This is a genomic window from Stakelama saccharophila (assembly GCF_032229225.1).
Lineage (GTDB): Bacteria > Pseudomonadota > Alphaproteobacteria > Sphingomonadales > Sphingomonadaceae > Sphingomonas > Sphingomonas saccharophila.
Map to the genome: position 1 here is coordinate 389,333 of NZ_CP135076.1, position 20,783 is coordinate 410,115.

Annotated in this window: 18 protein-coding genes; 9 read left to right on the forward strand and 9 right to left on the reverse strand. The window is 66.7% G+C overall.

What is annotated here, in order from left to right:
- The first annotated feature begins 124 nt into the window (after positions 1 to 124).
- The 3 genes from RPR59_RS01875 to RPR59_RS01885 are packed head-to-tail and all read left to right on the forward strand — an operon-like array spanning position 125 to position 3,385.
- Positions 125 to 853, forward strand: coding sequence for a SapC family protein (locus RPR59_RS01875; RefSeq protein ID WP_313916085.1), 729 nt, complete (start codon positions 125 to 127; stop codon positions 851 to 853).
- Entirely contained in the window at positions 843 to 1,874 is a 1,032-nt protein-coding gene (locus RPR59_RS01880) for a cupin-like domain-containing protein (RefSeq protein WP_313916087.1), read from the forward strand. Before RPR59_RS01875 ends, RPR59_RS01880 begins: the two co-directional genes overlap by 11 nt.
- Positions 1,871 to 3,385 carry a tryptophan halogenase family protein gene (locus tag RPR59_RS01885; protein WP_313916089.1) on the forward strand — a complete coding sequence of 505 codons (1,515 nt, stop codon included), beginning with the start codon at positions 1,871 to 1,873 and terminating at the stop codon, positions 3,383 to 3,385. Before RPR59_RS01880 ends, RPR59_RS01885 begins: the two co-directional genes overlap by 4 nt.
- 142 nt (positions 3,386 to 3,527) lie before the next feature.
- Here the strand turns inward: RPR59_RS01885 and RPR59_RS01890 are convergent, their stop codons facing one another.
- Positions 3,528 to 4,523: a cupin-like domain-containing protein gene (locus tag RPR59_RS01890; RefSeq protein WP_313916091.1), complete on the reverse strand. Its 996-nt coding sequence runs from the start codon at positions 4,521 to 4,523 to the stop codon at positions 3,528 to 3,530.
- 200 nt (positions 4,524 to 4,723) lie between these two features.
- Here RPR59_RS01890 and RPR59_RS01895 point away from each other — a divergent pair, with 200 nt between their 5' ends.
- The 5 genes from RPR59_RS01895 to RPR59_RS01915 are packed head-to-tail and all read left to right on the forward strand — an operon-like array spanning position 4,724 to position 9,690.
- The gene (locus tag RPR59_RS01895; RefSeq protein ID WP_313916093.1) at positions 4,724 to 5,170 is read left to right on the forward strand and encodes a MarR family winged helix-turn-helix transcriptional regulator; all 447 of its coding nucleotides are present in this window, start codon (positions 4,724 to 4,726) and stop codon (positions 5,168 to 5,170) included.
- A 2-nt stretch (positions 5,171 to 5,172) separates the two neighbouring features.
- Entirely contained in the window at positions 5,173 to 7,194 is a 2,022-nt protein-coding gene (locus RPR59_RS01900) for an FUSC family protein (RefSeq protein ID WP_313916096.1), read from the forward strand.
- Complete coding sequence (locus RPR59_RS01905; protein WP_313916098.1) at positions 7,191 to 7,421, forward strand: DUF1656 domain-containing protein; 231 nt, start codon at positions 7,191 to 7,193, stop codon at positions 7,419 to 7,421. Before RPR59_RS01900 ends, RPR59_RS01905 begins: the two co-directional genes overlap by 4 nt.
- The gene (locus tag RPR59_RS01910; RefSeq protein ID WP_313916099.1) at positions 7,418 to 8,293 is read left to right on the forward strand and encodes an efflux RND transporter periplasmic adaptor subunit; all 876 of its coding nucleotides are present in this window, start codon (positions 7,418 to 7,420) and stop codon (positions 8,291 to 8,293) included. Before RPR59_RS01905 ends, RPR59_RS01910 begins: the two co-directional genes overlap by 4 nt.
- Positions 8,293 to 9,690 carry a TolC family protein gene (locus RPR59_RS01915; RefSeq protein WP_313918284.1) on the forward strand — a complete coding sequence of 466 codons (1,398 nt, stop codon included), beginning with the start codon at positions 8,293 to 8,295 and terminating at the stop codon, positions 9,688 to 9,690. The genes RPR59_RS01910 and RPR59_RS01915 overlap by 1 nt, the downstream gene beginning before the upstream one ends.
- A gap of 169 nt (positions 9,691 to 9,859) precedes the next feature.
- On the opposite strand, the gene RPR59_RS01920 is transcribed toward RPR59_RS01915, so the two are convergent.
- The 8 genes from RPR59_RS01920 to RPR59_RS01955 form a co-directional block, all read right to left on the reverse strand.
- Complete coding sequence (locus RPR59_RS01920) at positions 9,860 to 10,621, reverse strand: energy transducer TonB (protein WP_313916101.1); 762 nt, start codon at positions 10,619 to 10,621, stop codon at positions 9,860 to 9,862.
- 49 nt (positions 10,622 to 10,670) lie between these two features.
- Positions 10,671 to 12,887: a TonB-dependent receptor gene (locus RPR59_RS01925; protein ID WP_313916103.1), complete on the reverse strand. Its 2,217-nt coding sequence runs from the start codon at positions 12,885 to 12,887 to the stop codon at positions 10,671 to 10,673.
- A 93-nt stretch (positions 12,888 to 12,980) separates the two neighbouring features.
- Positions 12,981 to 13,664, reverse strand: a complete 684-nt coding sequence (locus RPR59_RS01930) for a Fe2+-dependent dioxygenase (protein ID WP_313916104.1) — start codon at positions 13,662 to 13,664, stop codon at positions 12,981 to 12,983.
- Positions 13,661 to 14,647, reverse strand: coding sequence for an FAD:protein FMN transferase (locus RPR59_RS01935; protein ID WP_313916105.1), 987 nt, complete (start codon positions 14,645 to 14,647; stop codon positions 13,661 to 13,663). Before RPR59_RS01935 ends, RPR59_RS01930 begins: the two co-directional genes overlap by 4 nt.
- 9 nt (positions 14,648 to 14,656) lie before the next feature.
- Positions 14,657 to 15,481 (reverse strand): DUF4198 domain-containing protein, encoded by an 825-nt coding sequence (locus RPR59_RS01940; protein WP_313916106.1) that lies wholly within the window; start codon positions 15,479 to 15,481, stop codon positions 14,657 to 14,659.
- A gap of 13 nt (positions 15,482 to 15,494) precedes the next feature.
- Positions 15,495 to 16,007: a DUF2271 domain-containing protein gene (locus tag RPR59_RS01945; RefSeq protein ID WP_313916108.1), complete on the reverse strand. Its 513-nt coding sequence runs from the start codon at positions 16,005 to 16,007 to the stop codon at positions 15,495 to 15,497.
- Between the two features lie 10 nt (positions 16,008 to 16,017).
- Complete coding sequence (locus RPR59_RS01950; RefSeq protein ID WP_313916111.1) at positions 16,018 to 16,674, reverse strand: PepSY-associated TM helix domain-containing protein; 657 nt, start codon at positions 16,672 to 16,674, stop codon at positions 16,018 to 16,020.
- A 679-nt stretch (positions 16,675 to 17,353) separates the two neighbouring features.
- The gene (locus RPR59_RS01955; RefSeq protein ID WP_313916113.1) at positions 17,354 to 18,907 is read right to left on the reverse strand and encodes a winged helix-turn-helix domain-containing protein; all 1,554 of its coding nucleotides are present in this window, start codon (positions 18,905 to 18,907) and stop codon (positions 17,354 to 17,356) included.
- Positions 18,908 to 19,053: 146 nt separating this feature from the next.
- On the opposite strand from RPR59_RS01955, the gene RPR59_RS01960 reads away from it, so the two are divergent.
- The gene (locus RPR59_RS01960) at positions 19,054 to 20,772 is read left to right on the forward strand and encodes a ShlB/FhaC/HecB family hemolysin secretion/activation protein (RefSeq protein ID WP_313916116.1); all 1,719 of its coding nucleotides are present in this window, start codon (positions 19,054 to 19,056) and stop codon (positions 20,770 to 20,772) included.
- Positions 20,773 to 20,783 lie beyond the last annotated feature (11 nt).

A 20,783-nucleotide genomic window follows, 5' to 3' on the forward strand; every position in this document is an offset into this window, starting at 1 on the left:
ACGGCGGCCTTGCCCGTTTATTTGAGTCCGGCCGCGCCATCGCCTAGATTGTGCGCGGCGCGCTTCGCCTCCGGGCAAGCGAGTGTACCAGGGCGCGCATCCCAACGCTGGGGCATTATTGCCGATGACCGAAACCGTACTTCTGAACAATGTCGATCATGCCGATATAAGGGTCGACACCAGCCGTTCTGCCCGGTTCGGAGACAGCGTGAACCAGGTCGAGGTCCTGCCGACCGAATTCGAACTGGTGCAGCGCGAATATCCCATTTTCTTTCGCAAGGACTCCGAAGACGCGTATCAGGCCGTCGCCCTGCTCGGTTTCGACCGGGACGAGAATCTGTTCCTGGGCGAGCAGGGCTGGCGGGGCGACTATGTCCCGGCGATCCTGGCGCGCGGTCCCTTTTCGATCGGTCTGTCGCGCACGGCCGGCGACACCGAGGCCACGCCCGAGCCGAAAATTCATATCGATCTGGACGATCCACGGGTCGGCCGCGAAGAGGGCGAGCCGGTATTCCTCCCGCAAGGCGGCCTTTCGCCGTATCTCGAGCGAATGAGCGAGGTGCTGCGGCTCATCTATTCGGGCGTGGCGATGCGCGGCGCGATGTTCGAAGCCTTCGCGGCACACGACCTGATCGAACCGGCGACTGTCGAGATAGAGATCGATGATGCGCGGCGCTACAATCTGTCCGGCTATCACACCATCAACAAGGAACGGTTCGCGCAACTGGACGGTGCGGCGCTGGAGCAGTTGCAGCGCGCCGGCTTTCTGGGCGCCGCCTTTTTCGCGCTCGCCTCGCTCGGCAATATCCACCGCCTGATCGCACTGAAAAACCGCAAGCATCATGGCCAGTGATCGACCGCCGGTTGCAGAAATCACCGGCCTGGCGCCGGGTGACGTCCGGTTCGAGGATCTGCTCGCCGAACAGCGTCCCGTCATCCTCAAGGGGCTGGTACGCGACTGGCCGCTCGTCGCCGCCGGCGCGCGGTCGCCGGGTGCGGCGATGGCCGAACTGCTGCGCTTCTATCAGGGAAAGCACGTAACCGGCTTTACCGGTCGCCCTGACATCGACGGCCGGTTCTTCTACAACCAAGACGCTACCGCGCTTGACTTCGCAGGCGGACGCGTGGCGCTCGACGCTTTTCTCGACCGGATCCGCGAGCATCTCGACGATCCGCAGCCGCCTGCCTTTTACGTCGGTTCCACCGATATCGACACCTATCTACCGGGCTTTCGCGCCGAAAACGACCTGCCGCTGGACGAGCCGATGTTCGCAGCGCATCCGCCGATCGCCAGCATCTGGATCGGAAACCGTACCGTTGCCGCGACGCATTACGACATGTCCAACAACATCGCCTGCTGTCTGGTCGGGCGCAGGCGCTTCACCCTGTTCCCGCCCGATCAGGTGGCGAACCTCTATCCCGGTCCGCTGGAGCCGACCCCTGGCGGACAGGTACTCAGCATGGCCGATCCGCGCGCGCCCGATTTCGATCGCTATCCACGGTTCCGCGACGCATTGGCGGCGGCGCAAACGGCCGAGCTCGACCCCGGCGACGCGCTGATCTATCCCGCCTTGTGGTGGCACCAGGTCGAGGCGCTCGACCGCTTCAACATCATGGTCAATTACTGGTGGAACATCGCGCCGCGATACATGGACACCCCGATGAATACGCTGCTGCACGCGTTTCTCAGCCTGCGCGGCCGCACCGACGCCGAAAAACGGGCGTGGCGGACGATGTTCGATTATTATGTGTTCGGCCCGGCGGAGCAGGCGCGCGCGCACCTGCCGGAGGCGGCGCACGGCGATCTTGCGCCGCTTGACGAGGCGCAGGCACGCCGGCTGCGCGCGAAGGTGATGCAGAGGCTCAACCGATGAGCGCGCGATCAGCGGAAGGCCACCGGCCGGCGGTCAGTCGGGTCGTGATCGCGGGCGGCGGCGCTGCGGGCTGGCTCGCCGCGGCGGCGCTGGTCAAGCAACTAGGATCGTTGATCGACGTCACCGTGGTCGAATCGGACGCGATCGGCACGATCGGCGTCGGCGAATCCACGATCCCTACCGCGCGCAGCTTTCACACGCTGATCGGGCTGGACGAGCGCGCCTTCATGGCGGCGACGGGATCGACCTTCAAGCTCGGCATTTCGTTCGAGGACTGGGCGCGGCGCGGCGACCGCTATTTCCACGCGTTCGGAGAGGTCGGCAAATCGACCTGGATGGGCAGTTTCCATCATTTCTGGCTGCAGGCGCGCGCGCAAGGATTCGGTGGCGGGATCGACGATTACTGTTTCGAGTTGCAAGCCGCGATGGCGGGGAAGTTCGGAAAGTCCGAAAAGGCGCCGCTCAGCTATGCCTATCATATCGATGCCTCGGGTTATGCGCGAATGCTGCGCGAACATGCCGTGGCCGGCGGGGCAATGCGCCGGGAAGGCCTGATAGATTCGGTCGAAAAGGATCCCGAAAACGGTTCCATCGTCGCGCTCATGCTGCGGTCGGGCGAACGGATCGCGGGCGATCTGTTCATCGACTGCACCGGATTCCGCGCGTTGCTGATGGGCCAGGCCCTGGATGTGGGGTTCGAGGATTGGGGGCACTGGCTGAGCACCGACCGGGCGATCGCGGCGCAAACGATGATCGCGGGCGATCCGCCGCCCTATACCCGCGCGATCGCCCACGGCGCGGGCTGGCGCTGGCGGATCCCGCTCCAGCACCGGATGGGAAACGGGCTTGTCTATGCCAGCGATCAATTGTCTGACGACGAGGCGCATGCTCGCCTGATCGATGCGATCGAAGGGCCGCCGATCGCCGAGCCGCGCGTCATCCGCTACGCCACCGGCCGGCGGCTGAAATCATGGCACAAGAATTGTGTCGCGCTGGGGCTTTCCAGCGGCTTCGTCGAACCGCTGGAATCAACGAGCATTCACCTCATCATGATCGGGGTCACGCGCTTGCTCCAACTGTTCCCGTTCGATGGGTGCAGCGAACCGCTCGCCGCGCGATTCAACAACCAGGCGCGTGCCGAACTGGAGCGGATCCGCGACTTCATTGTCCTGCATTACAAGCTGACCGAGCGCGACGACACCGAATTCTGGCGCCGCTGCCGCGACATGCCGGTGCCCGAATCGCTCGCCGAACGGATCGCCTTGTTCCGCGAAAGCGGTATCGCCTATCAGGCGACGGACGAACTCTTCCGGGTCGATTCCTGGCTGCAGGTGCTGCTCGGACAGCGGGTCGAGCCTGCCGGTCACCACCATATGGGCCGGATCATGGGGCGCGAGCGGCTGGGCGAGGCGCTTGCCGGTATCAGGAACGACATCGCCGGCAAGGTTGCGCATCTGCCGATGCACAAGGATTTCCTGCAACGTTATTGCCCGGCAGATTCTCCTGGCTAGGGCATGATGCGCGTACTCTGGCCCGTTCGCCCGAGCTGCGGCGAGGAACGCGATGGGTGCGCCAACCGGCGGATATCGACTACGCTCGATGCGAACGGTGTTTTCGGACAAGCTCCGGTCTCATTCCGCGCCAGCGGCGCGCTCAGCGGCCGGCGTTCAACGATGCGATCAGGAAGCGGCGCATTTGCTCGGTCCGTTCCGGGCTGTCCGGCCCGGCGATGCCGCGCACGTCTTCGGGAAGGTGATCCGCCGCGTGATCGGCGTCGTCGCCAAAGACATAGTGGTCGAACCAGGCCCGCCAGGCGCGCTTCAGCGCCGGATCGAGGTCGCGCAGGCTCACCATCGCGTGGAGCAGCGTCAGAAAGGGCGATTTCGCCTGATCGCGCTGCTGCCAGTAGTTGACCAGCACGTTCACCGTGTCGAAGGCGCGGACATGGTGCCACCAGATGGCGGGAATGAACAGCGCATCGCCCGGCTCCAGCTCCGCGATCCGGGCATGGTCGAGCGCTTCGGCGAAATGCGGATAGCGCTCGATATCGGGCTGGTCGGGGTCGACCATGCTGACGGGCGCACCGGCGATGGTGCGATCGAGCGGGCCGACATAGAGGTTGACGAGCTGTTCGGGCGGAAACAGCGTGAAGCGGCGCTTGCCGGCGACCACGCAGGCAAGATTGGACGACATGTCGTAATGGGTGGCGACCTGCGTCGCATTGCCGATCCAGAGCCGCGCCACCGCCTCGCCCATCGGCAGGCCGAGCGGATTTTCCTCCGGCCATCCCGGCAGATGCGTCTGCGCCGCCGCGGCGCTGGCATAGACCGAAGGCGGCCGTTCCACGCCGCGCAACTTCAGCAATTCCGCAACGAGCGCCGGCAACGGCGCGGGTCGCTTGTCGAAATTCACGCCGCGCATGTCGCCGCTGTAAAAGAACCGCCCTTCGATGTCGGGCGGGCCGATCAGGACATCCGTCGGCGCGCCGCCGGCAAAGCGGTTGATATAGGCCGCCAGGGCGTCGTGCCCGTTGGCGCCCGCCCTGACGGCGGGCCAGTCCGCGACCTGCCCGCGCAACAGCACGGGTTCGTAGCCGGACGCGATTTCGCGGTCGAATGTTTCGGAATCGACCGCGTCCCGCTCCTTCACGCGTGTCCGGGTTGCGGCTGTGACGGTGGAGAACATGTCCCGTGGGTACCGCGACCACGGATAAAACGCCACAATCGACTACGCTCCGGGAATGGTGGAACTGCTCCTCGTATGCCGGTGAAACTGGCGGGCGGCGGCCCGCGCCGGCCGCCGCCCGCATCTTGAATGCTGGTGTCGCAAGCCATATAGTTAGCATGCTAATGAACGGACGACGGCACCAGATGGAGGCGGACTATGTTCGCCGGCTGCTTCCCTCCGGGCGGAGCTGGCGGCGTGCGGCCGATCACGCGCTCACCGCCTGCGGCTTGTCCTCTGCTGCCGCCTGGCCGGTGCTCTATCTTGGGCGACTGGGCGACGGCATTCGCCAGACAATGCTTGCCCAGGCACTGGAGGTGGAGAACGCATCGCTGGTGCGGCAGCTCAACCTGCTTGCCGAGGCGGGACTGATCGATCGCCGCGCCGATCCGTCGGACCGGCGCGCCAACCTGCTCTATCTCACGCCGCAAGGTCGCGCCATGGCCGAGCAGATCGAGCACATCGTCGGCGACGTTCGCACGCGCGCGCTGGCGCGGGTAAGCGACGAAGCGCTCGCGACGGCGCTGGCGGTTATCGACCAGGTGTCCGACGCGCTGGAGGACGAGGCGTAACGATGGCGGACCGCTTTGGCACCGATGGCGCGCTTTACGGCCTGAAATGCTGGGCGGGGGCGATGCTGGCCGCCTATGTCGCGCTCAGCATCGGCCTTCCGCGTCCCTATTGGGCGATGATCACCGCCTACATCGTCAGCCAGCCCCAGGCCGGAGCGGTGCGATCGAAGGCGGTATTCCGCGTGCTAGGGACTGCGCTTGGCGCCGGCGCGACGATCGTGCTCGTGCCCAATCTCGCGAATGCGCCGGAGCTGTTGTCGCTCGCGATGGCGCTGTGGGTGGGCTTTTGCCTTTACGTCTCGCTGCTCGACCGGACGCCGCGATCCTATGTGCTGCTGCTCGCCGGCTATACCGCAGCGATCATCGGCTTTCCCAGCGTGTCGCAGCCCGGCGCGATCTTCACCGTCGCGAGCTTGCGCGTGCAGGAAATCACCATTGGCATCCTCAGCGCGACGCTCGTCCACGGGCTGATCTTTCCCCGTTCGGTGACCGCGGGGCTGCTGGCCAGAATCGACGGCTTCGTCGCTGATGCCGAACGCTGGTCCGCCGATGCGTTGAAGGGCGAGGCGAGCGAGACGCTCGACCGTGAACGGCGGCGGCTGGCCTCCGACATCACCGACCTGCACCTGATGTCGACGCATCTGCCGTTCGACACCGCCCGCCTGCTGCCGCGCGTGCGGACGGTTCGCGCGTTGCAGGATCGTCTGTCGATGCTGTTGCCTGTGGCGAGCGCGGTCGAAGACCGCCTGCACCTGCTGCTGAGCAGCCAGGGCGTGCCCCAAAGCGTCGGGGCACTGCTGGCGGACGTGCGTGGCTGGCTGCGCGATGGCGCGCCGCCCGAGCAGGCAGGGGCGCTCGCCGAGCGAGCCAACGCGCTCGAACCGGCGGGAAGCGCCGAGCCAGGGGAGTTGCTGCGCCTCAGTCTGCTCGCGCGGCTGGCGGAGATGATCGCGCTGCATCGCCAGGTCCGGCTGCTGCGCGAACAGCTCCATTCGCCCGATCGCCGCGCGGTCAGCCCCGATGTCGAAGCGCTGCTGTCCGGGCGCTCGCGCCGGCCGCTCCACCGCGACCACGGCTTCGCGCTGCGCTCGGCCGGCGCGGCCGTCGGCGGCATCCTGTTGTGCTGCACGATCTGGATCGGGACTGCCTGGCCCGAGGGAAGCGTGGCCGCGATGATGGTCGCGGTCTTCTGCAGTCTGTTCGCCGCGCTCGACGACCCGACGCCGGCGATCCGCGCCTTCTTTCTCTATACGCTGATGTCGCTGCCGCTGTCGGCCTTCTATCTGTTCTGGGTGCTGCCGCATGTCGATGGCTTCGCGCTCCTCGCGGTCGCGTTGGCACCGGCGCTGCTGATCTTCGGCAGGCTGATGGCCGATCCGGCGACGACGCTGCCGGGGCTAGCCATGGCGCTGGGGCTGCTCGGTTCGGTCGCGCTGGGGGAGCGCTATGCCGCGAGCTTTCCGACCTTTCTCAACGGTGCGCTGGCGCAACTGGGCGGGGTCGCCATCGCGTTCGTCGCGACGCGGTTGCTGCGCACCATCGGCGCGGACTGGAGCGCGCGGCGCCTGATCCGCGCGGGCTGGCACGACGTGATCGCGATGGCCGAGCGGCGAACCGATGATGTGTCCGCCTGGACCGGCCGCATGCTCGACCGGCTGGGGCTGCTGACGCCGCGGCTGGGCGCGCTGGGCGAGGACGACCGCCATGCCGCGACCGACATGCTCGTCGACCTGCGCGTCGGCCTGTCGGTGGCCGAACTCGACACGCTCAGCCGGCGCGTGGCGAGCGAGCGGGGGCGGGCGCTCGCCGATGCTCTGGCGGAGGTCCGAGCGCATTATCTGGCGCTGCTCGATGGCCGGGAGCCGGACCACGCGGGGGGCCTCGCGCGCATCGACGCGGCGATTGCTGCGGTCGGGACGATGGAGGAGCCCGCGGCGCGCCGTGCCGGGCTGATCGCGCTCACCGGTATCCGCCGCAACCTGTTCCCGGCGGCCGCAACGCCCGAATGGGACGCCGCGGCATGAGGGGAGAGGTCGCGATCGCCGGGGTCTATATGCCGAGCCTTTTGCTGCTCGCGATCCTCGCCTTCGTCCTGCTGCTGCCGGTCCGCATGCTGCTCGACCGGCTGGGCCTCTACCGCTGGACGGGTTCGCGCCCGCTTACGGACCTGGCACTGTTCGTACTGATGCTCGGTCTTGTCGTTCTGATCACGCTTCCCGGTTCGACCGGGCTTCACGGAATTTTGCCATGACCCGTTTCGGTCCGCTTCTCGTCCGCTGGGGCGCCACCATCGCGCTGATCCTCGCCGCCGTCGCGGTGGGGCTATGGCTGTGGCATCATTACGAACGGGAGCCGTGGACGCGCGACGGCCGCGTGCGCGCCGATGTCGTGCGGGTGACGCCGGACGTCGCCGGCCTCGTCACCGAGGTCGCGGTCAAGGACAATCAGCAGGTGAAGCCGGGCGACCTGCTGTTCGTCGTCGACCGCCCGCGCTATCAACTCGCCGTTGCGCAGGCGAAGGCAGCGATTGCGAGCGCGCGCACCACGCTCGCCCAGGCGCGGCGCGAGGCGGCGCGCGATGTCGCGCTCGGCGATCTGGTGGCGAAGGAAACGCACGAACAGAATCTCGCCCGTGTCGCGACGGCGGAGGCCGCGCTTCAACAGGCGATCACCCAGCGGGAGGCGGCCGAACTCAACCTTGAGCGCACCAATGTCCGCGCGCCGGTGCGCGGCACGGTGACGAACCTCAATCTGCACAAGGGCGATTATGTGGCGTCGGGCCAGCAGGCGCTGGCGCTGATCGACCGGGCATCGCTCCGCGTCGAGGGCTATTTCGAGGAAACCAAGATTCCGAAAATTCATGTTGGCGATCCTGTGCATGTTCAACTCATGGGCGACGATCATGTGCTGGAAGGGCGCGTGGAAAGCATCGCCGCCGGTATTTCCGATGCCGATCGCGCAACGGGGGAAGGGGCGCTGCCCTCGGTCGACCCAACCTTCAGCTGGGTGCGGCTCGCGCAACGCATTCCGGTGCGCGTGCGCCTGACCCGCGTCCCGGCGGGCGTCCGGCTGATCTCCGGGCGCACCGCCACGGTAACGGTGCTGCCGAGGGCGGGCTCGTGATACGGTCCCGCCTCGCCCTTGCCGCGCTTCTGCTGACCGCCGGCTGCACGACGGCGGGACCGGATTTTCGGGTGCCCGACCGCGCCGTCGTGCGCGATCCCGACGCGGCCGCCCCGTTTCTCTCTGCGCGGAATCCGGCCTTCGACCAGGCGCCGGTGCCCGACCATTGGTGGCGACTATACGATGATGCTGCGTTGAACGATCTCGTCGCCGGGGCGCTCGCCCGCAATGCCGACCTGCGCGTGGCCGAGGCCAATCTGGAGCAGGCGGGCGCCCTGGTACGCGAGGCTGAGGCGGGGCGCGCGATTTCGACGACGGTCGGCGGCGGCGCGACGCTGGACCGGCCCAACGGCACCGGCGGATCGTTGCCTGGAACGATCGGCTACGATATCGGCATCAGCGCCGCCTACCCGCTCGACCTGTCCGGCCGCATCGCGCGCGGGATCGAAGCGGCGCAAGCGAATGCCGAAGCGGCCGTGGCGGCGAGAGACTATGTGCGGGTGGCCGTCGCAGCGGCGACGACCCGCGCCTATCTGGGCGTGTGCAGCGCCAATGCCCGGCTGGCGGCGCTGGACCGCATCCTGAAGCTGCAGCGCGAGACGCTCGACGTCACCCGCCGTCTCCAGCGCGGCGGACGCGGCACCGCGTTCGACGTGACGCGGGCACAGGGCGAAGTCGACGCGACGCTTGCCCAGCGGCCCGCGATCGAAGCCGATCGCCAGGCTGCGCTGTTCGCGCTCGCCGCATTGCTCGGCCGGCCGGCGCGCGATTACCCGGCTGGCGTCGCTTCCTGCGCCGCAGCGCCGCAACCCTCGGCGCCGCTCCCCGTCGGCGACGGCGCATCGCTGGTTCGGCGGCGGCCCGACATTCGGGAGGGAGAACGACGCGCAGCGGCCGCCAGCGCGGCGATCGGCGTGGAAATGGCGCAACTCTATCCGCAGGTCAGCCTTGGAGGCTCAGCAGGTTTCGCCGGTCCCGTGTCGGGCCTGGGATCGGGCAGCGACTTCCGATTCAGCCTGGGGCCGTTGATCAGCTGGTCCTTTCCCAACCGGCCGGTCGTGCGCGCGCGCATCGACGCCGCCCGCGCCGCCCAGCGCGCGGCGCTGGCGCAATTCGATGCAACCGTGCTGGGGGCGCTGCAGGAAACAGAGACCAATCTCACCCGCTATGCGCGCGAGCGCGAACGCTTGGCCGATCTGACGCGCGCCCGCGACACCGCTGCCCGCGCGGCGGCGCAGGCGGGCAAGCTCTATCACTTCGGCCGCGCCGACTTCCTCCAGCTTCTGGACGCGCAGCGAAGCCTCGCGCAGGCCGAATCGGCGCTGGCCACCTCCCGTGCTCAGATGCTCGATCGGCAGGTGGACGTGTTTCTGTCGCTCGGCGGCGGCTGGGAGTAGCACGACACCGCGACCGGTCCCGGCAAAAGGTCGTTGCAGCCCCAAAGCAATCAATCATTATTCTCCGTTGTGGTGGCGACGCGCGGCACCGTAAAGATGACAACGGCCCCTCCTGTGGTGCCCGAAAGGCAACACGCGGCGCGACTTTGGCGCACCGATTGCGCTGTGCTCAGTCGAGCGCGAAGGTGATCGGGACGAGCACCCAGGCCGATATGGTATCCTCGCCCCGGCGCGCCGGCAGGAACCGCCAGTGTGCGACGGTCTTTCGCGCGGCCCGGTCCAGTAGCGCGAAGCCGCTGCTTTGGTTGATCCGCACCTTGCTCGCCCGGCCATCCGCGCCAACCAGCACGCGCAGCGTCACGACCCCTTCGGCATGGGCGCGCTTTGCCTGAAAGGGGTAGGGCGGTGACGGATTGTCGAGTTGCGCGGCGTCGAAGCGCGGTGGCGTCACCGCGGGCGGTGCCGGAGGCGCCGGCGGCGTCTTCATCGCCGTCACGTCGATTGCGGGCGTGGCCGGATCCGACGGCGCTGCCGGAGCCGGTGGCGCGGGGGCGTCGATGCTGTCGATTGGGACGACGCTTGGCACTTCGACCACCGGGTCGGGCGACACAATGGCATCCCGTGCCGGCGCGACGGCCGGCCTGGGGGCGGGCCGTGCGGGCGATGGCGGCGGCGCGGGCGGTGCGACATCGAACGTCTTCAGGCTCGGCTCGGGGGCCGGGGTGGATAGCCTGATTCCGGCGCTCAACACGATCGCGCCCAGCCCGAGATGAATGGCCGCCACCAGCAGAAAGGCCCGCCCGTTGAAGCCGGGCGGGCTGTAGCGGGCGAGCGGCGGACCCGCCGACGGTCTGGCCGGCCCCCCGGAACCTACCACCTCCGCAGGCCAGTCTTTCGCGAACTCGCGGCCGAGGGAGTCCGAGGCCAGCATGCCGATGCCTTAGCGGTATCCGCTATTGCAAGTCAATCGCATATCAACCTCAATAACGGACCGTCAGCGTCGCCAATGCCTGTCGGCCCTGAGCCGGTGTGGCATAGTGCGGATAGCGGATCTTGGAGATGTACCGCTCGTCGCCGATATTCTTGATATTGGCGCTCAACTCCAGATGCTCGTTGATGACATAACCGGCATGGGCGTCGAATCGCCAATAGCCCGCGGCGCTGATGAGATTTTCGGGATCGCCGTACAGTTTCGACCCGTGATAGACGCCGCCGCCGATGTTGAAGGCGGGCGTCACCTGCCAGTCGGCGGTCACGGCCAGATTGTGCTTGCGCGTCAGCGGCAGACGATTGCCGTCATTGTCGCCGCCGCGCACCTTGGCGTCGAGATAGCTGTAGCCGGCGCTGATCGATACCGGACCTGCCCGGCCGCTGGCGCCCAGTTCGACGCCGCGGGTGCGCGCCTTGTCGGCGATCGGGGTGGGGCCGTTCACCGGATCGTTGCTGATGATGTTGCTGCGGTCGATCTGGAAGACGGCCGCGGTGAGCAGCATGGCGCCGTCAAGCAGCTCCGCCTTGCCGCCGGCTTCCCAATTCTCGGTCGTCTGCGGCTCCTGGAGATAGTTGCCGTCGCCGCGCCGGCCGGGGCCGCTGAGATTGTTCGATCCCTCGCCGACATCGCTGCCTGGCGGATCCTTGGCGTCGGCATAAGACACATAGAGGCTGGTCTCGGGTGTCGGCTTGACGATGGCTGCGCCCTGCCAGGTGAAGAAGTCGCTCTTGTTCTCGAACGTGTCGAGCTGGCTGCCGGGATCGCCGCTCTGCGTGCTGGCGTCGAAGGTGGTCCAGCGGACACCGCCGTTCAGCAGCAGTTGCGGCAGGATCGTCACCGTGTCGAAGGCGTAGAGGCCGACCTCGGAGGAATCCGCGCTGTTGATGCCGCGCCCCCTGGTTATGGCGAAGGGAGACGGGTCGGACGGATCGGGGTCGGCGAGCAGCGTGCAATTGCCGTTACCGGCATCGATATCGGCCCGGGTGCACACCGAATCGGGACGCGGATAGGTATAGCCGGGATTGCTGGTTTTCGATGTCGCCAGCTCGAAGCCGGTGGAGATGCTGTGCGACAGGCCGCCGGTGTCGATCTGTCCGGACAGGTTCAGATTGTTGACCAGCGAGTCGTTGGTCGAGCGACGGCTTTTCACGCTGCGATAGACATAGCCGTTGTCGACATTGCCCTGGCTGTCGTCGGGATTGGTCGCGACATAGGCGTTCTTCGAATGCGAATAGCGCGCGGTTTCCGACAACAGCCACCCGTTGGCGAAGGCGTGCGAGAACTGGAAGGTCGCGGCGTCCACCGCCGTCTTCTGGAAATCGCGCGATGTCAGGCCGTAGAAATTGTCGTAATCCACATCGGCCGGGTGCCGCTCCACGCCGAACTCGCCGGGTGTCAGCGGAATGCCGTAATCGGGCGTGCCGTCGGTCTCATAATGATAATAGGACAGGGTGGCCCGGGTCGCGGTGCCGATGCCCCAGGTGACGGACGGCGCGATACCCCAGCGATCGTCCTCGATCGCGTCGCGGCCGGCGACGCCGGCATCCTGCGCCATGGCGTTCAGTCGCACCGCCAGCTTGTCCGACAGGCGCCGGTTCACGTCGACGGTGAAGCGGGCGAGATCGGCCGTGCCGGCGGTTGCCGAGGCGGTGGCGAAATCGTCGACAGTCGGGGCCTTGGTAACGATGTTGATGGCCCCGCCGGCGGCACCGCGACCACCGAACGCGCTGCTCGGCCCCTTGAACACCTCGATGCGCTCGACATTGAAGGAATCGCGCAGCTGTGAGCCCAGGTCGCGGGCGCCGTCAACATAGGTGTCGCCGGTGGAATCGACGCCGCGGATCTGTGGCGCATCGCGGTTGGCGGTGCCGCCCTCGCCGGCGTCGAAGGTGATGCCCGGCACGGTGCGCAGCGCGTCCTGGAAGGAAAAGGCGGCAGTGTCCTCGAGGATCGCACGCGAGACGGTGTCGATCGTGCGCGGCGTATCGACCAGCGGCGCGGTCGCTTTGGGCGACTGGACCATGTCGGCGCCGTACTCGTCCTTAGCGGCGGTGTCGCGGACCGTTACGCCCTCCAGCCGCGTCGGCTGCTCGCCTGCCTGGATATCGGTGCTCTGGGCATGGGCCGGTGCCGCGATCGAGGCGACGAATCCGACGCAACCCAGAGCGAGAAAGCCGGCGCCATGGCCGGTGGTCGAACGTGTCATGAGACCCCCTTTTGGTGTTGGATGCTTGCCGTCGCTATTGCGAATTGATTGCAACGAGTCAAGCTCGTTAATGAGAATTATTCGCAGTTATAACTACGCATCGGCCCAGCGGCGCAGGAGGTTATGATACAGGCCGGTGAGTTCGACCACGGTGGCATCATCGCCGCCGCGATCGGCGGTCAGTGTCTGGATGCTCTTGTCGAGGCGGAAAAGATGTTCGCGCGCCGCGTCCTCGCGCACCATTGACTGGAGCCAGAAAAAGCTCGCAACCCGGCACCCGCGCGTAACTTCGGTAACGTGATGGAGGCTGGAGGCGGGATAGAGGATCAGGTGGCCGGCCGGCAGCTTCACCCGGTGCTCGCCGAACAGGTCCTCGACCACCAGATCGCCGCCGTCATACGCCTCCGGCTCTTCCAGAAAGAGCGTGCAGGACAGGTCGCTGCGGATGCGGAATTCGGTGCCGGCGAGCGAGCGCACGGCGTTGTCGACATGGGTGCGGAAATGCTGGCCGCCGGCATAGCGGTTGAACAATGGCGGAAAAACCCTGAGCGGCAGCGCGGCCGCGACGAACAGCGGTGCGCGGTTGAGCGCGGCCATCACCGCATCGCCCGCCCGGCGCGCGGCCTCGCTGCCCTGGGCGAGCTGCTCGTTGCGCTTGGCAAGCCGGGCCTGGTGACCGGACGTTTCGTTGCCGTCCACCCACTGGCCCGCGTCGATCACCGCGCGCAGGTTCCGTACTTCCTGCTTCGACAGGACTTCGGGGATTTCCAGCATCATGTCATGGCGCTCCAGGCCCTGCTTTCACGGATATGGCCGGCGGCGGTCGCGATGCGCGCCGGAATAGCGTGGCGGTCGGCGAAGGCGATGCCGGCATCCGCGCCAAGTACCATCATGCTCGTGGCCAGGGCATCGGCCTGCATACAGCCCCGGTGGAGGACCGTTGCGCAGCGCGGGCTCTGAACGAGCGGGCTGCCATCGCCCGGCGAAAGGGTGTGCGACCAGTCGCGTCCCGCCGGTCCGCGCCGCCGCTGCCAGTCACCGGAGCTTGCGACCGACCAGCCGCTCAACGCGATCCGGACAGGCCTGTCGGGCATGTCGGGAACGGGGTCGACGGCCACCCACCAGGGCTGCCCGTCCGGTTTTGCGCCGGCGCCGCGAAGCTCGCCGCCGATCTCGACCAGATGCCGCGCGAATCCCGCCCGCGCGAGTCCGCGCGCGATCAGATCGACCGCAAAGCCCTTGGCGATGCCGGAAAGATCCAGCCGAACCGGTCCGGGTTGAATCAGTCGCCGGGCCGCACGGTCGAACGACAGCGATCGCCAGCCTCCGCCGGGAATGCCGTCCGGTCGCGCCTCCGGCGGTGGGCCAGGGCCGAAGCCGAAAGCATCGCTGGCCGCGCCCAGAGTCGGATCGAATGCGCCGCCGCTCGCCTCCGCAAGCGTCAGGGCGCAGTCCAGCACCTGCGCGAAGGCCGGTGAGATCGTCATGGCGGCGCCCGCCGGCAGGCGGTTGAACCGGCTCAGCTCGGACTCCGTTTCCCATTGGCTCATCTGCGCGACGACATCAGCGATCGCTCGGCCTATCGCCGCGCGGGCGGGGGCGAGATCATGGCGCTGGCGGGCGACCAGCGCCACCCGCCATTCGGTGCCCATTGCCGTCCCGGCAAGCCGGCGCACAACGCCACCGGCGACCGGGGCCAGCAGGTCGGGCGCCTCCGGAACGGGGGGAATCAGCACATGGGGTTCGCGGGTGGCGAGCATCGGTCGCGATCAGGCGGGCATGAATTCAAGCACTACGGAATAATATAGCCGCCGCGCATCCGCACCCGTGTCACCGGCGCCGCGCTCCGGACGATCCTCGGCCTCGAGGAAATACATGCCCGGATCGTCGGCGGACAGGGTCACGACCCCGTCGGCGTCGGCCGTAAGCCGCTTGACCCCGGCCTCGTCGCGATACCGCGTGCCGCCCTTGATGAACTGGACCTCCAGGCCGCTGGCGGGCTTGCCGTCCTCCAGGAAGCGCAGCTTGGCGGGTTCGCCCGCGATCAGGTCGTTGGGATGGGTGACCGGCACCATCTCGATCCCGCGCCCGGTCGGCTGCAATGCGGTGTCGCTGGGCGCGCCGAGCGTGGCAAAGGTCTCGACACGATTGGTCACCGGGACGAGATGCACCTCGCTTGCGCCGTCGGGAATGGCGGTCTTCGCCTCGGCGGCGGAGCCGTGCCAGCGATGGCGTTCGCCGTTCAGCATATAGCTGCCGAACATACCGTCGCTCGCCAGCGCGATGCGATAGGTGCCCTGCTTGTCGAGCGGCACGTCGAACACACTGCGATATGCACCCGAGCCCATAATATCCGGCTTGACCGCCTTTCCGTCCGGTCCTGTGACGGTCAGATCGTCGAGCCCCAGCGCGTGATGTTCGAAATAGAACAGCCCGTTGGCGACTGCGGCATCGACCGAGACGGTTTCGCGATCGCCCGACAATATGGTGGCCGAAGGCAGCAGCCAGCGCCGATGCGCGTCCGCCGATGTTGCGAACAAGGCGACTGCCGGCAGGATCAGGGCGGCGTGCGAAACAAGGTTCTTCAAGGTCATTTCAGGTCTCCGGTTACGGCTTGATCGAAAGCGTGACGGCGCCCAGTTCGCTTTCCCCGCGAACGGTGCCGGCCTTGTTGCCCTTGGGAGGCCAGGTGAACGGAATGGCGAGTTTCTCGCGCCCGCCGACCTCGCGCGCGGCTTCGACCAACAAGCGGTAGGGCCCGGCCGAAAGTCGGTGCAGCGGGCCGTGTCCCTCGGTGAAATGCAGTACGTGCTTGCCCGGCGCCCGGGTCGGCCCGGATACGCCGTCGACCGGCAGATCAAGCGCGCGGCCCGAGCGCCGCCACCAGGTGCGCAGGTCGGAAAGCCATTTCGCGCCGTCCTCGCGGCGATTGCGCAGGTCATACCAGGTGGCGAGATCGGCCACGACCTCGCCCTCGCCATTCTCGATCCAGACGGCGACATTGGGCCGGTGATATTCCGCCACGCGAAGCTGCGGGATGGTGATGCTGATCGTCATGTCGCCGGCGATGGCCGGTGTCGCGATCAGGCTGGTTCCGATTAGCGAGACGGTCAGACGCATCGTGGTTCCTTCAGGCGTGGACGAACAGGATGATGAGGAGAATCGGTATGACCAGGCCACCACCGACCAGCGGCCAGGTCGCCTTGCGGTGGCGCGCATGAAGCTTGAGCAGCAGAAAGCCGGTCAGGCAGAATATCACGCAGGCGGCGGCGAAGATGTCGATGAACCAGCGCCATGCCGGTCCGGTATCGCGGCCCTTGTGAAGGTCGTTCAGCCAGGCGACCCAGCCGCGATCGGTGTGTTCATAGGTGGCCTCGCCGCTCGTGCGGTTGATCGAAACCCAGCCGTCACCGCCGGGTTGCGGCAGCGGAACATAGACTTCGCGCTTGGACCATTCGGCCGGCCGACCGGCAATCGACGCCGACAGCGCCGCGCTGCTCCAGTCGGCGATCTCTCCCGGCACCGGCGCGTCATCGGCGCCGCGATCGCCGGCGAGAGTCGCCAGCAGCGACGGCGGCAGTTGCGCCTCGCGCGTCGTCATCCGCGGCTCGGCGCCGATGGTGGCGGCGTGATTGAGCGTGATCCCGGTCACGGCGAACAGCAACATGCCCACCAGGCAGATCGCGCTGCTCATCCAGTGCCAGAGATGGAACTGCTTCGTCCAGAATGGTGAGACACGGCGCCTTCGCCGTTTGACAGGCGCAACAGCCTCCCCCGAGTGGAGCATGTCAGGCGCCGGACGGCTTGGTTTGCCAAGCCGAATCGAAGGAAGGGGAGTGCGACATGCCGGCCAGCACTAATGCAAATGCGAATGACACGCAATATTGTACTTGCCCTAATCCAGCGCGATATTGTGCCAGAAATAGCACGTCGGACCAGCCACGCGGTGCCGATAGCTCACCATGGAAGGCCTTGATTGCATCTTCCCCGAAGCGTCTCGCCGCCGTCATCAGATGCACGCTCTGGAAGGAGACTTCTGCGAAAGGCGCGCAACGGAAGCCTCTTTCGTCATGCTGAACTTGTCCACCTGGCTGCAATAGCAAACGCTTAAGCTAAGCGGCTCGGTGGACCCGGCCTCCGCCGGAGAGACGAGAATGGGTTTCGCAGAGGCATCCTGGAAGGGAATAGGTGGCGACCACTTGTAGTCCGACAGCGTGGTCCCGCGCTTTCTACCGGTCTGCGCTGTGGCGCGTATCGGATATCGTCACCGGTGGGTAATTTCCCCGCGAGAAGACAAGAACTCAGAAGGCACGCCGGCAAGCCGGGTCAGAAGCGGATCGAGGCGCCGAAAAGCGGACGTGGCCCCAGCTATCGTGATGGCTTCACTGGGAGCGTTTCCGACAGGCATATATGGCGATGCCATGTTCGCCGCGGGCTGCGCTTCTCATTGCTTCTCGCGATGAGCGCTATAGCGCCTGTCGCGGTCTTGTCCGGTCAGACGAGGCGGCCTCTGTAACATTCAACCAGCTTTCCCGTCCGAAGCGCCTTGCCAGATGTGTGCAAAGGCCATCCATGACGTTGCGCTGGTGATCGGCACGGCAGAACTGCCGTGCCGAGATCCGGTAAAGGTACAAGGCCATATGCGCGGCTTGTGCTTTATCGACCAAGCGCAAGTGCCGTTCCAGGTCGTCGGGAAGTGTCGTTTCCTCCGGGGAGGCGGTGAGCAGGCCGATGCGCAATCTGGTTTCGGGGCGCAACCTGAACAGGACCAGACCTGTATCATGGGCGCGTTCACGATCGTCACAGGCCATGAAGGCAACGATCTTGAGGATCAGCAGATAGACGTGGAAGTCGCTTTCCGGTTCGGACAGCTCGATCGCCCGGTCGTACAGCGACAGGCTTTCTTCAAACCGGCCCGAGCAGGCGCGGAACTGGCCCAAGGTGGCAAAGGCCGCGGCGAAAGCAGGGCTGCGCTCGAACGCTTCTTTGGCCATGGACTGCGCCCGATCGAAATATCCTCGGGTGATGAAGAGCAGCAGTTTTGCCGCCCCGAGCGCCTGAATCGCATTGTCCTTCACGGCATGCAGATTGGCGAGCACCAACTCCTCGATCTCATCCTCTATCCGGTCCCAGGCCTCGGCCGAGAGGGCGGTAGCTTTATCGTCCTGATGCAGGAGCCGAGTATAGAGCGCAGTGGCTCGCATCAGGCCGCTTTCGGCGTTATCCGATGTCGTTGCGTTATGTCGGCTGGTCCTGGTGAGGCTTTCCCGCCAGCTTTCCTGCACGTCGCCGGTGACGGTGGTTGAAGCCTCCTGAACGCGAACGGGCAGGGGGTTCGTGGTCGGCGAGATGGTATGGGGAACGGCTGCCTTGTGCGACCAGGCGGCATCCACCAGCTTGCGCGATACCGCGCCCAGGCAGTTCCGCCAGTCATCCATCGGCGCCTGTATCCTGTCGCTCATCACGATCTCGCCCGTGGAGCCATGGCGCAATGCCAGCGCTATGTGCAGCCGGCGCGGCTCAGGAAACAGGCTCGCTTCGACCGTGTATTCGGCATCGTGGTCGTGTGCCGATTCTTCTGCCAGCACCACTCTGCCTTCGCCCGTCCTTTCGCTCAGTTCTCCGCCCAACACTTCGGGAAAACTGTCCAGCTCCCACTCCATGTCCATGCCATATACGGGACCGATGCGCAGGAATGCCCGGGGCGCCGCCAGCTTTCCCGGAGGAGCGATCCACAGATAGCCTTCGCCATATTGTGTGGCGATGAAACGGGGATTGCGCGCCTTGTCGCCGAGCTTGTTGCGCAGCCGATTGATCAGGAAATCGACATTGCGCTCTCCGGCTTCCGCACTGGCGCCATCGATAACGTCCAGCACATACTGCCGCGACACGATCCGGCCTTCGCTGCCGATCAGCGCGGAAAGAACGGCGCGCTCCTTGCGCGTGAAGGTGATCTGCCGGCCATTGTCACGCCGTGCGCTGGCGAACATCTCGTCGAAGGTCAGGTCGTGAAATCGCATGCGGCCTCTGATCTGGTGACGGGATTATGACCGGCCATGATCGCCGAAGGGTGCATAAAAAATCCCCGGAATCAAATACTGGCACAACAATCGTCGTTTAGCCCCATTGCCAGGAGTTTGGACGTAATCACCAAGGGGGTCGTGGGGTGAACGGGTATCGGTTTGGCGGGACTGCCGTCTTGTTGTGTGTGATCGCCAGCCCCGCGCTTGCCCAGACCGCGAGTCAGATCACGCCCGACAGCTATGCGCCGCCCGTCATGCGCGAGGGCGACGGGATCAGCCTGCCGGACAGCGGAGCGTTGCTGGTTCCCGAAGGGGCCGACGATGTCTCGGTTACGCTGGCGGGCGTCAGGGTGGAAGGCGCGACTATCCCGTCCGGGGTCCAGGCAGAGCTTGAGGAGGCCCTGGTCGGCCGGCGCATCCCGGTGGCGCGCATTTACGAGGCGGCCTCGCGGTTGGAGCAGCGCCTGGCGCGCGAGGGCGCGGTGCTCAGTCGCGTGGTGGTGCCGGCGCAGGACCTGGACGATGGCGGCACGCTGCGCCTGGTCGTGGTGCAGGGTTATATCTCGCGCATCGACACCGCCAGCCTGCCGCTGCAGATCCGCACGCGGGTGGCCCGGGTGCTGGCCCCGCTTACCGGCAGCCGCACTGCCACGCTGGGCGATATCGAGCGGCGCCTGCTGCTGGCCGGCGACACGCCGGGCACATCCTTGCGATCCACTTTGGCACGGGGAGAAAAGCCCGGGGCGACCGTGCTGGTGATCGAGGCCGATTATCGCCCTGTGACGATGAGCGTATCGCTCGACAGCGGGATTTCCGACACCCTGGGCGGTGAGACCTATGGCCTTGGCGCGCAGTTCAACTCGGCGCTCGGTCTGGGCGAGACCGTCTATCTGAACGCGAACGGCACGCCCACGCTCGACAAGGAAACGAGCTTTCTCGAACCCACGCCGCGCAACCGCGCGCTGGCTGCCGGAATCGTGATGCCGCTGGGCGATGATGGGCTTGCCGTCAATATCGAGGCGACCGATGCGCGCACCACGCCGGTGCGGCAAAGCGCGGCGGTGCCCGGTGTGACCAGCCGGTTCCGGCGGGGATCGCTGCGCCTGACCTATCCCGTGATCCGGTCGCGCGGCAGCAACCTGACGGTCTCGGGCGCCTTCGATATCCAGGAGGAACGGCTGAGCATCTTCGATCCCATAGACCTGCCGCTGTCGTTGGACCGGTTGCGCGTGCTGCGCGCCGGCGCAGACTGGCAGATGCGGGATGAGAGCGGCGGCAGGCTGCAACTATCGGCGCGGGCCTCTGTCGGGATCGACGGGCTTGGCGCACGGTCGGCGGACGATGCCACGGCGGTGTTGCCGCTGTCGCGCGCGGGCGCCGATGCCGCGTTCGAGAAGCTGGCCGTGGATGCCGAAGCCTCGCAACCGGTGGCGGAGCACCTGACGCTGGCCACGATGGGATCGGCGCAGACGTCCTTCGGCGATCCGCTGGTCAATTCCGAGCAGTTCGGCATCGCCAATCGCCAGGGGATCTCGCCGCTGGCTTCCGGCTCCTTGCAGGGCGATGCCGGTTATATCCTGCGTTCGGAGGTTCGCGCCCCGTTCGCCTGGCAGACGGGGCCGGGCTTCGTCTCGCTAGTGCCATACGGCTTTGTCGCGGCCGGCGGGCTGCGGCTGGAAAATCCCACGGCGTTCGAACGGCGCACGACCACGGCGGAAGCCTATGGCGCGGGCATCCGCGCCAGCTTCGCGGCGGATGACCAGTCGCCCGCCCTCTCCGCCGGTATCGAATATGGTCACGGGGATGCCGATGGACGCCCCGGCGACGACCGCGTCACCGTCTCGCTCTATTTCCAGATCTGAGGATCATCGCC